General features: G+C 39.1%; 11 protein-coding genes. 10 read left to right on the top strand and 1 reads right to left on the bottom strand.

Annotated features, from left to right (window positions below; all coding sequences use genetic code 11):
- Positions 1-3: 3 nt before the first annotated feature.
- The 7 genes from H4J54_RS10320 to H4J54_RS10290 all read left to right on the top strand — a co-directional run bounded on the left by H4J54_RS10320 (position 4) and on the right by H4J54_RS10290 (position 4,783).
- The gene (locus H4J54_RS10320) at positions 4-642 is read left to right on the top strand and encodes a hypothetical protein (protein ID WP_182190786.1); all 639 of its coding nucleotides are present in this window, start codon (positions 4-6) and stop codon (positions 640-642) included.
- A gap of 2 nt (positions 643-644) precedes the next feature.
- Entirely contained in the window at positions 645-974 is a 330-nt protein-coding gene (locus H4J54_RS10315) for a hypothetical protein (protein WP_182138349.1), read from the top strand.
- A 66-nt stretch (positions 975-1,040) separates the two neighbouring features.
- Positions 1,041-1,523: a potassium channel family protein gene (locus tag H4J54_RS10310; RefSeq protein ID WP_259367044.1), complete on the top strand. Its 483-nt coding sequence runs from the start codon at positions 1,041-1,043 to the stop codon at positions 1,521-1,523.
- Between the two features lie 575 nt (positions 1,524-2,098).
- On the top strand, positions 2,099-2,323 hold the full coding sequence (locus tag H4J54_RS10305) for a hypothetical protein (RefSeq protein WP_182190785.1): 225 nt from the start codon (positions 2,099-2,101) through the stop codon (positions 2,321-2,323).
- A gap of 22 nt (positions 2,324-2,345) precedes the next feature.
- Positions 2,346-2,597, top strand: coding sequence for a hypothetical protein (locus tag H4J54_RS10300; RefSeq protein WP_182190784.1), 252 nt, complete (start codon positions 2,346-2,348; stop codon positions 2,595-2,597).
- Between the two features lie 456 nt (positions 2,598-3,053).
- Entirely contained in the window at positions 3,054-3,860 is an 807-nt protein-coding gene (locus tag H4J54_RS10295; RefSeq protein ID WP_182190783.1) for an alpha/beta fold hydrolase, read from the top strand.
- Positions 3,857-4,783, top strand: coding sequence for a diguanylate cyclase (locus H4J54_RS10290; protein WP_182190782.1), 927 nt, complete (start codon positions 3,857-3,859; stop codon positions 4,781-4,783). The genes H4J54_RS10295 and H4J54_RS10290 overlap by 4 nt, the downstream gene beginning before the upstream one ends.
- Positions 4,784-4,944: 161 nt before the next feature.
- Here the strand turns inward: H4J54_RS10290 and H4J54_RS10285 are convergent, their stop codons facing one another.
- The gene (locus H4J54_RS10285) at positions 4,945-5,196 is read right to left on the bottom strand and encodes a hypothetical protein (protein WP_182138344.1); all 252 of its coding nucleotides are present in this window, start codon (positions 5,194-5,196) and stop codon (positions 4,945-4,947) included.
- A 531-nt stretch (positions 5,197-5,727) separates the two neighbouring features.
- On the opposite strand from H4J54_RS10285, the gene H4J54_RS10280 reads away from it, so the two are divergent.
- The 3 genes from H4J54_RS10280 to H4J54_RS10270 all read left to right on the top strand — a co-directional run bounded on the left by H4J54_RS10280 (position 5,728) and on the right by H4J54_RS10270 (position 11,959).
- Positions 5,728-7,056, top strand: coding sequence for a Xaa-Pro peptidase family protein (locus tag H4J54_RS10280; RefSeq protein WP_182190781.1), 1,329 nt, complete (start codon positions 5,728-5,730; stop codon positions 7,054-7,056).
- Positions 7,057-7,652: 596 nt separating this feature from the next.
- A complete protein-coding gene (locus H4J54_RS10275) occupies positions 7,653-10,442 on the top strand; it encodes an EAL domain-containing protein (protein ID WP_182190780.1) in 2,790 nt (929 codons plus the stop codon).
- 932 nt (positions 10,443-11,374) lie between these two features.
- Complete coding sequence (locus tag H4J54_RS10270) at positions 11,375-11,959, top strand: TetR/AcrR family transcriptional regulator (protein ID WP_182184450.1); 585 nt, start codon at positions 11,375-11,377, stop codon at positions 11,957-11,959.
- Positions 11,960-12,073 lie beyond the last annotated feature (114 nt).

Genomic DNA, 12,073 nt, shown 5'->3' with positions numbered 1-12,073 from the left:
ATAGTGAGCTTTTTTAAAAATATATTTAAGAAACCAACGCCAGAACGTAAACTCAATAATGTTAAAGAACTCACCCTAGGTGACATCATTGTGCTATCAGACAGTTTTGGTTTGCCCGCAGCACTAAGAGCGCAAGAATTTCAAGTAACGGCCGTTAACAGCTATGAATTTGAAAATAAAACTCAAGCAGAATGGGTTTTGCAGGGCGGTGACAATACAGAGTTGTATTTAACTTTGGACGTTGATGATAAAACCTATCTAAAATTTTCCCTGAAAATATTGCATCAAGATGTTGAAACACTGTTTAATCTTGAGCAATTTGCTGAAGTTTTCGATGAGCCGGGTCAAGCGCAATTAGAGCGCATAGCAGACAGTAGCACCACATCAGGTTGGAGCAGCGAAATATATCGACAAAGCAGTTATGCCCAAGTAGGTTACTTTCATCGCAAAGATTATCGAAAAGATGAACTCTCAGCTTACCAAGGCAAAGACAGTGGTGAGCAATTTGAGCTTTACTCGCTATTTGATGAAGATCAAGATAAAGGCGTCGATATTGAAGTATGGCAAGACGGTGATACCGAAGTATTTTTAACCTTATTTAAACCCACCACAGATATTGTTGATATGTATCCAGGGAGTTAATTGTGTCACGAAAAATTCCCGACAAATGGCAATCATCCGTAAAAGCGGTCAAAGCAGTGCAAGTTGCTTTTGATATGGATGAGAAAATTCAACTCGCGATTAGAAAGCAAGCGTTAGAGGCTGGTATCAGCCCGTCAGAGCAAATTCGAGATATTCTGGGCTTACCGATAAATAAGCGCCCTAAACGTCCAAGATTAACCGTAAGCTTGTCAGCTGACGATTATGCCTTACTGGCTGAAAAATATGCTTTATCATCAGAACAGCAACTTGAAATTAAGAAAAAATTAATGGATGATTTAATTAATTATGTCAATAATAGCCTTATTGATTAAAGCCGAGCTAAGTTTACCCCGATTAACTCGTTTCATAAAAGCCCATAGATAATGTAAGAGATTAAAATGATAGTCGTTCAAAAAGCAATGGAGAAAACTAATTTATACCGTGTCGATGACTTCGGCATAAAAAATTACAACTACGGCTTTATTGGCATTGCCTCTTTCCTCTTATTTTTAACCTTAAACTTATCCTTGGGCTATATTACCTATCAGGCTGAGTATGGGCTTGAAGGCTCAAACATAAAAAACTATAGCGATGCTATTTGGCTAATGGTGATGTCTTCAACCACGATTGGTTTTGGTGACGTTTACCCCATCACTTTTATTGGTCGAGCGTCTGTTTTTATTATGTTTATACTCGGCGTAGGTATACTGGGTGCTATGGGTGCGATGTTTATTAACAAAATATTTGGTTTTGCCGATACCAACATTAAAAATAGAGAGCTGAGAATGCAAAATGCTCAAATTATTACTCAAAATACCGCAATCACTGAAAAGCTAATCCAATTAGAAGAAAAACTCGAGTTATTAGCCAAAAAGCTTTAATAATTTACGCTGAGTTTAAGGCTAAAGCCTTTAAAAAAGTCTCATTACCGTTGAAATTTTCGCGTATCCACAGCTTAATGATCACCATAAAGAAGTTGACCAGACAAAGGTTAAGCTAAAGCTATGAGCGTGAATATATGGTTAACCCGTGGCTGATAAATTAATTTGCCAAAATCTTACGCTTATCTAGCCTCCACTTTATTTTTAGGGCTAATAGCCCGTTAAACTTGATAATGACTTAATAATGAACAGTGTAGACTTAAAAAACTTAGCATTGCACAGTCAGTCCCCTGCCTACTGCCACTAAAAAAAGCATGATTAAACACACCTTCCTCTAAAAAATAAAAAACCCAAAAAACCTAAACTATTGATTTATAGTTACTTATAGACTTATGTATTCTGCAAGCTATAGCGTAGAATTTTTATCTCAATCATGCTAATCAAGATTTTAACCGTTAAATTAATTTGATAAAAAAATTTGATTAATAACCGCAAAATAATTCACTTTCCAATTTTAAATTATCGGCCCATTATCACCTTGAAAACACAAATATGATTTTTTATAAGGTAAAAAAATGAACATTGATACATATGCAGATACTGATATAGATATTGATGATGATTCAAATTTTGATACTGGTATTGCTAGTTTTGAAATTGACTCTGGCTCAACCAATAAAAAAGCAATTAGAAAAACAGCGAAACAAAATTATCAAATCAGACAAAGGTTAGATTCATTAAATGAAAAAAGATTTCTTGATAGAGAGCTTAATTCTTTAAGTGACTATTGGGACATGTAATGAAACATCAACGAGATTCAATATGAAAAAATTAATTTTAGCATTAGCTGTACTGACATTAACCTCAAATTTAGCATTTGGCCAAGAAGATGAAACCGAATTAATGGCAGCACCTTCAGAATATGTCGTCAGCCTTTTAGCACAATGTAAAGATGATGCTGTAGAAGATGAAATTACTACATCAGAAATGAACAGTTACTTATTAAACTGTATCAATGATGAGCTAGAAGCTAGCTATTATATGCCGATTAAAGTTCTACCTGAAGAGAACTGAAATTCACAATTCACAATTTATAGTCTTTAATGTTAAGTCACTCAAATTACTTAGGCCATTTAATATAGTGGGTTGGTTAATTTGAGTGTGCTTATTTACTGATAACATTACCTAACTGATTACTTAACTAATAACTTAATGATTCACTTCAGCGCTCATTTGAACAGTCCCGTTTGTTATTCAACTTGGTAAAAATTCGCTCATTTAGCACAACTTATAGCATTTTATTAAGTTATTGTTCGCTTGTTTGGGATAAAATACAGCAGGCTTGCTGTACTCTCAATCAACTTGCCATACACTAGGATAGCCTTTGTTAATATCTGACTCATCAAAGTCAGTATCATATCGAATTAATTATAAATGCTTTGCTAAACTCGAGTGATTCAATTAGATTTACTAAGATGCAATCGTTCAGCACTAATTGTTGTTAACCTCATGAATAGGGATTAAATTAGCTTGCTAGATAAAAATAATGTACTTATTAGAAATAATGTTAAATTAATTGGCCAAGGCAGTAAAACCCTGTTTCTTGCCCATGGATTTGGCTGCGATCAAAATATGTGGCGCTTTTTAACGCCAGAACTGTCCAAACACTTCACTATTGTATTATTTGATTATGTTGGCTCAGGTGCTTCTGACATATCTCAATACAGTAAAAAACGTTACAGTAAACTTGAAGGATATGCTGACGATATCATTGAAATTTGTGACATTTTAGAGCTATCTGACGCTACTTTCATCGGACACTCAGTCAGTTGTATGATTGGTGCCATTGTTGCCATCCAAAAACCTGAGTTATTCTCTAAGCTAATAATGATTTGCCCTACGCCCTGTTTTTTAAATGTTCCTCCTGAATATTTTGGTGGTTTTGACAAAGAAGATCTAAAAGAATTATTAAACCTTATGGATAAAAACTATATTGGCTGGGCTAATTATTTAGCACCATTAGTGATGGGCACAACTAATTCAGATGATCTTATAGGCGAGCTATCGGGCAGCTTTTGTTCTACCGACCCGGTTATTGCCAGAAATTTTGCTGAAGTAACATTTTACTCTGATTATCGTTATCTTTTAAAAGCGATTAAACAGCCATCCTTAATTTTACAAAGTGAAAATGACGCACTGGCTGCAATTTCTATTGGTGAGTTCATGGCTCGTGAAATGCCTGATAGTAACCTTAAAGTGATAGCCGCTGATGGCCATTGCCTACATATGACTCACCCTGAAGCTATTATGAATTCGATAATAGAATATGCCAAATGATTAAGGTGGAGGAAAATCACATTGAGCATAACAAGGTAGTAAATTACTCTCTTGATAGCTTTCCATGTGGTGCTTTAGTCACTAATTCCTCAAGAGTTATTACCTATATTAATTCATACTTTACCAAGCAACTATTGTGGCAGCCGAATGATCTTATTGGTAAAAGTGTCGATGTTCTGTTTACTCAATCCTCAAAAATATTTTTTCAAAGTTATTTAATTCCTACACTTTTACACGAAAAAGTGTGTGAGGAAATGCAGCTCATTATATTTCATGCCGATGGACGACGTATTCCTATCACAGTGAATGCTAGTTTGAGTGCTGATGGTGGTATTTATTGGAGTTTATTCAATGCTTCTAAACGAGATAAACTCTATGAGGAGCTGATAAAAACCAGAGAAACACTTGAGATACAAGCTGAGAAATTGAAATTACTGGCCTCAACTGATGAGTTAACCGAGTTATTAAATAGAAGAGAAATGAAATATCGAAGTAGCTTAATGCTAGAACAAGCAGCAAGATCTCATTACTCAGTAAGTTTATTAATGCTAGATGTCGATAATTTTAAAAAAATAAATGACACTATGGGCCATTTAGAAGGTGACCGAGTACTGAAAAAACTCGGGCAGTTATTAAAGGAGTTTGGCCGAAAAACAGATCTTATCTCTCGTTTTGGCGGAGAAGAATTTTTGATTATGTTACCCGATACCACCCAAAGTGATACCTTATTACTCTGCCGTAGACTACATAAGTTAATCGCTGAAATTAAAGTAGGCGACAGTTCGCTGACCGTAAGTATTGGCGTGAGTATTTGTGATGAGCCAATATCATTTATCGATTTATTTACTCAAGCGGATAATGCGGTATATAAAGCGAAATCGCGGGGAAGAAATAGAACCGAAGTTCATCTGAACAATAGTTAAACACATCAATGCTTGAGCTAAATCTCGAATACCTGAGATCAATCATGTGCTAACAAGTATTTAAAATACGCCAAAGTCTTATCTAAACACTCGCTGCCTTTCCCACTTTCGCGCAATAATAACCAGCACAATACGCGTTAGTGGTTACCCTGATGTCTGAGTTATTTAAACCAAACTTTGCCACCAATAAATTTATAAGCAGGTAAACCGCGGATCAAAGTATCTCGGGCAAAAGGTTTATAGCATTTTGGGCAAAGGCAAGGTTCAACCGTATAATCTTGGCTGATCCTTTCTTTAAAACTTTTGACTAAAGCTCCTTTGCCGCCCTTTCGGTATTTAAATAACAAGGTATTGCAGCCCACACAAAAAATATCGATGGTTTTTGTTGGGCCTTTTTTATTCGGTTTTGCCATAAATTATGTCAACGTACTTAGTCATTTTTAGTCTGTAGATCAGATGAATATCTGATGCTGATTTTTATATTTTATATTTTAAACAATTAAAAGCTTCTTATCTCAACTTAATAAGCTAGTTAGTGCACCATAACAGAAATGAGCCTGTTTTATACCCGCTCGACATAATGACCTACTAGCCTTTTATATCAATCGACCTGCCAATAGATAGCAGATGTCAGATCAATGACCTTTAATTGAGGTTAATCCGCGTTAACTTAAGCTAACTCAATTGAACCAGAGTACAGCCTTCGCTTGCCATCACTGGCGGTTTGTAGATTAACCCCAAAATAAATCATCATTATTTACCCCTACCCTCAAGGCTTAATAACTTCAAACATTAAACCAACACTACTCAATGGCTTTTATCAGTAACCGCTTGCTCATTCAGAAAATAAACGCTAGCGTAAAGTATAAATATTATTTTACTCTTTAATATAACCTTCAACCCTAGATAGCATTTTTATACTGGGTTATAGACAGGAACAAGACATGAACATCAGTAAAAGAACTTTTTTAAAAGCCAGTGGTGCAAGTATTGCCACCCTGTCTATTGCTGGACAAACCCTGACGTCATCGGCCCTTGCCGCTAGCCTAAATCAGCCTGATAACAAAGGCCAAAAGCAAGACCAAAGAGCAGCACTTAAATCGATTACAGGTACGGTAACAGGCATTAATCCAGTCGAGCGATTTGAGCGTATAGCCCAAGCACAAAAATTAATGCGACAACTTGAAATATCAGCCTTGATCCTTGAACCTGGCGCCGCGATGGATTATTTCTCAGGTATACAATGGCGGCGCAGTGAACGCTTAACGGCGGTTATTATCCCACGTGAAGGTGAAATTTCTGTTGTTTGCCCTTTTTTTGAAGCGCCAAGTGTGCGCGAGAGTTTAGCGGTGGGTGATGACATTCGTGTTTGGCAAGAGCATGAAAGTCCATTCGTTTTAATTAAACAAATATTAAAAGACTCAGGATTAAATAAAGGCAAAGTCGCCTTTGAAAATTCAGTGCGTTATTTTGTGATGAGTGGCGTTATGGCCCAACTTTCTACTATGCAGCATGTTAGTGCCGAGCCAGTAACGCTGGGTTGTCGTATGTATAAAAGCCAACATGAGCTTGAGTTAATGCACAAAGCTAATGAAGTGACTTTACTTGCCTACGCTCATGTTTTCGCTCAACTAAAATTAGGCATGAGCCAAAGCGATGTAAAATCATTAATGCACACAGCCCAAGGGCAATTAGGCGGCAAAGGCGCATGGAATATGGCGCTATTTAATCAAGCCAGTGCTTACCCGCATGGCACTAAACAAAAGCAAATACTAACTGAAGGTTCTGTGGTATTAATGGATTGCGGCTGCAATGTTTATGGTTATCAATCTGATATCAGTCGTACTTTTGTTTTCGGTGAAGCAAGTAAGCGCCAGCGTGAAGTTTGGCAAACGGTTAGACAAGGTCAAGAAATTGCTTTTGAACAAGCAAAAATTGGTACACAAGCGGGCTTAGTTGACGATGCTGTGCGTAAATTTTATCAAAGCAAAGGTTTTGGTCCTGGCTACAAATTGCCCGGATTGTCGCACAGAACTGGGCACGGTATCGGCATGGAAGGACATGAAAGTGTCAATTTTGTCCATGGCGAAACTGAACGTTTAAAACCAGGCATGTGCTTTTCTAATGAGCCAGGTATTTATATTCAAGGTGAATTTGGTGTGCGACTTGAAGACTGTATTTACCTGACCCAAAATGGCCCACAATGGTTTACTATGCCGCCAGCATCCTTGGACGATCCAATTGGAAAGTTAATTCAGCTGCAAACTCTTTAGCTTTTAATATACTAATGTCCGCTCTAACCCATAAGAGTCGTTCAGTTAGAGATAGCTAGTGAGCTTTTCACCCCAAGTCCCTACGCTATAGTGACTTAGGGTGATTTTTTATCCGTCAAAGACCTCCTCCCGTCCCGCTATTGATTTGGTGTAATCCAGTCGAATGTAGGCCTTATCACATGAACTCAGGTGCTGCCATATTTAACCAAAGTGATTTTGGCTCTGACCAATAAGGCGGATTAATCATTTTATTGGTGTATTGGTGTTTTTGTGTGAAATTTCTGTTAATTTCTTTGAATTTCTGTGAATTTCTGTGAATTTCTGTATGCAAGGTGAAAAATCAATGTATTATAAATAATATACAAGAGTGCAGTACACATTATAGTCACAGTGTAATATAAGAACCCACAGGGAATTGTCCTAAATGTGGAAAGGATTTGTATCTAAAAATGCCCATTATAAAGCATATCAAAAAGCTAAAGCTGCTGCTCAAAGATGCTAAGGCCAACACAAACCAATTGCCGAGCAAGTTAGTAGTATTACCCGCCAAAGATAAACTTCTGCACGAACTCCAAGTACACCAAATTACATTGCAGATGCAGAACGAAGAGCTACAACGTACACATGCTGAATTAGAAAATGCCAAACAACGTTATGCAGATTTGTATGAATTTTCCCCCGTTAGTTATCTCACAGTAAACCACGAAAGGGTAATCACCGCAGCGAATATTTCTAGTGCAGAGTTGCTGTGTGAACCTAGGCAGAAATTGCTTGGTCGTCCCTTATCCCACTATATTAGCCGCGAAGACCGCGACCGTTTGCATCTACGTATTATGGTTGCGTTTAAAACAGGTGAATCGTTGCATTGTGAACTTAAAATGCAGCGTGCAGACAATTCTATTTCCCATGTTCTCTTAGAATCTAAAAGCAATGAGATTGATGACAAGACGAGCTTACTCATTACGCTGACTGACTTCACTGAGCGTAAACAAGCAGAAGAAGCGACCCAAGCCGCCTTGCAATATTCTCGTAGCCTGATTGAAGCCAGCTTAGACCCATTAGTCACCATCAGTGCCGAAGGTAAGATTACTGACGTGAACACCGCGACTGAGAAGGTGACGGGTGCAGAGCGTGACAGCCTCATTGGCAGTGACTTTGCTGATTACTTCACCGATCCTAAAGAAGCCCGTAAAGGTTACGAGCAAGTATTCTCAAAAGGCTATGTCACCGACTATCCGCTAGCGATACGTCATGTATCAGGCAAGCTCACCGACGTACTCTATAACGCCAGTGTATACAAAGATCTCGAAGGCAATGTGCGGGGGGTTTTTGCCTCGGCACGCGATGTGACTGAGCGTAAACAAGCAGAAGAAGCGACCCAAACCGCCTCGCAATATTCTCGTAGTCTGATTGAAGCCAGCTTAGATCCATTGGTAACCATCAGTGCCGAAGGTAAGATTACTGACGTGAACACCGCGACTGAGAAGGTGACAGGTGCAGAGCGTGCCAGCCTCATTGGCAGTGACTTTGCTGATTACTTCACCGATCCTGAAGAAGCCCGTAACGGTTACGAGCAAGTATTCTCGCAAGGCTATGTCACAGACTATCCGCTAGCAATACGTCATGTATCAGGCAAGGTCACCGACGTAATCTATAACGCCAGTGTGTACTACAATGCAAAGGGTGAGGTTGCAGGCGTTTTTGCCGCGGCACGCGATGCAGAACTGGCCTTAACTGCCACCATTTTCGAGTCTCAAGAAGGCATGTTTATCACTGATGCCAATGCCGTGATCCGACGCGTTAATAAAGCCTTTACCGATATTACGAGTTACACAGCTGAAGATGCTATAGGCCAAAAATTTGAGATGCTTAGGTCAGATTTTCATGATGAAGCTTTCTACACCAATAAGTGGGATATTATCAATAACACCGGCATGTGGACAGGTGAAACTATGGGTAAGCGTAAGAATGATGAAGTCTATCCACAGCATCTAAGCATTACGGCAGTGAAGGATATTAAGGGTATTGTCACTAATTATGTGGCCACGTTGACCGATATTACCAAGAGCAGAGCCGCCTCCGATGAAATCAAGAATCTGGCGTTCTATGACACATTGACACACCTACCTAATCGTCGCATGTTAATGGATAGACTGAAACAAACCTTGGCTGCTAGAAGCAGAAGCGGCGCTGTACTGTTTTTGGATCTTGACCAATTTAAATCTCTCAATGACACATTGGGACATGACATGGGTGATGTTCTGCTACAACAGGTGGCAAGTCGCCTCAGCAACTGCTTACGAGATGGCGATACCGTAGCACGTTTAGGTGGCGATGAATTTGTCGTTTTAATAGAAGACGTAAGTGAACAGCCCATTGAGGCGGCAGCGCAAACCGAAATGATTGCTAAAAAATTACTGAACGCACTGAACCTACCTTATCAACTGGGTACGTATGAGCATCGCAGCACCGCGAGTATAGGGGCCACACTATTTAGTGATCATGAAACAGGGTTAGATACCATCATCAAGCAAGCCGATATTGCTATGTATCAAGCAAAAACGGATGGAGGTAATACCATGCGTTTCTACGACCCAAAAATGCAAGAGGCCATTTCCGACCGCGTTGATATGGAACGTGATTTACGCCAAGCTATAGAGCAACAGCAGTTTCAGCTGTATTACCAAATACAGGTAGATAGCTCGGGTCATCCATTGGGAGCAGAAGCCTTAATCCGGTGGAAGCATCCTGAACGCAATATGATTTCACCTCTACAATTCATTCCGTTAGCAGAAGAAACAGGACTGATTTTACCGATTGGACAATGGGTGTTAGAGACGGCTTGCGCTCAACTCGCCGTCTGGCAGAAAAATGCTCATAGCAAACACTTGGTACTCTCGATCAACGTTAGCGCCAAACAGCTGCATCAAGCAAACTTTGTGACACAAGTACAGGAAACGATACAGCATCACGGAATTGACTCAACAAAACTCAAGCTAGAACTGACGGAGAGTATGTTGGTTAAAGATATTGATAGCATTATTAATAAGATGAATGTACTCAGCAAGATAGGTGTTCGGTTCTCATTGGATGACTTTGGTACCGGCTACTCATCACTGCTATATCTGAAAAAACTGCCTTTATCTCAATTGAAAATAGATCAGTCATTTGTGCGCGAAATTGTTGTCGACGAAAACGACCTCACCATAGTAAGTACGATTATCGCCATGGCGCATAGTTTGAATTTGGGGGTGATTGCTGAAGGGGTTGAGACCGAGGAGCAAAGACAACTACTTATGAACAATGATTGTTTGCAATTTCAAGGCTATTTGTTCGGTAGGCCAATGCCGATTGATGCATTTGAGGCTTTGCTTAGTTTAAGTTGATTGGTATCGATAGTCGGATAAAAGGGCTTAGGTACAGATTTTAAACGTATTTACACCTCTACTTAACGGCCTAGTTATGGGCCTCTAAAGAGGTTTAGCTTGCTATCACGACTAAATACTTTAATAACTTGTTCAGACTGATATTTAATGGCTCATTGATGGGTACTATACCCGTGAGCAATGAAGGTGCTTGATTTAGTCTGATTTGAGGATTAGACGTATACATGATTGATATTTCCCTCACACCCGAGTAAAAATCGGCGCTAGAAGCACCGCATACGAAAGCACGTGATAAACGTCAGGTAACCGTATTAAAGCGGTGTTGTTACGTAGTGAAGGGGAAAATTGCACAAGCACTACGTAAAAGTGAAGCCAGTATTACACGGCATACCTGTCATTACGCCTAAAACCTAAAGCTCAAGCCTGCGGGTGGTGGCTCTGCCAGACATTTAAATACTGAGCAAACCCAGCAATTAGTTGCACACTTGTCAGATATCACTTACTTGCACACCCATCAAGTATAGTCTACATCCAAAAGACGTGGAAAGTTACCTATACTCCGACACCTTTCCTTTTAATAACGTAAAAATCTATCGGGGAAGCGTTTACCAATCACTGCTTCACCAAAAATTGATAAGTGATCTCCATCATCCCACAATATTTTTGTGCAGCTCATAAAGTTTTGAGGGAATTTATACTTTGACATCTGATTTTGATAATAATAAAGCCAATGTCCGTACATTAAGCATCAGGTATGAGTTTTAACTCTATACTTATCTCAAAAACCGATCCAGCTTCATTAAAAACGTTCTAGTTCTATATTAGAATGATCACACATTACAATACATGGTTTTCATACTTTATCTTTGCAACCGACCTGTCGGTCGGTTAAACTAAGGCTATTATGTTGTAAGATATTTTAAGGTAAGCCCATGAGAGACCCAGAGCAAACTCGGCAAAAAATATTAGAAGTTAGCGCTGATGAAATTCATCGAAAGGGTTTCAACGCTACTAGCTTGTCCTGTATTTTAGCACGCTGTGAAATATCTAAAGGGGCGTTATATCATCATTTTGCCAATAAAATGGAACTTGGCTATGCGGTATTTGAGGAAGTTTATGCCCCCGCTTTTATTGCGCTTTGGCAACCGCCCGTAGAGGCTGAAGATCCCATTCAAGGCTTATCTGATTTTTTTAGTTCAATGTCTAAAGAGATGAGTTGTGATGAACTAGTCTGTGGATGCCCTTTAAACAACCTCTGTCAGGAAATGTCAGGCGTGGATGAAGGCTTTCGTATTCGCATACTGGCGATGCAACAACAGTTAAACTTATTAATTGCCACTAACCTATCGCGGGTTAGCAGCCAGTTACAACCAGGCCTTGATTTTAGCCAGGTCGCTTACTTTATTGTCTCAACCTTTCACGGCTCTTCAAGTTTAAGTAAAAGCTCATTAAACAAAGAGCTGTTTGACAAAGTCATCAAAGAGCTTTGCCGATACATGGGCCAATTAAAACGTTAAGGCTAAATTAACGCCTCACTGAGTTAACATTTCTTAACACTTTATCTTCTATCTTAAGCCTAAAAAGCATTTACATACCGCACGGTCGGTATGTATAATAGCTGCAATTAAAAT

Source organism: Colwellia sp. MB3u-8 (genome assembly GCF_014076985.1).
Classification (GTDB): domain Bacteria; phylum Pseudomonadota; class Gammaproteobacteria; order Enterobacterales; family Alteromonadaceae; genus Cognaticolwellia.
The sequence above is the reverse complement of the archived record's forward strand: the minus strand, read 5'-3'. Positions and strand labels throughout refer to the sequence as shown.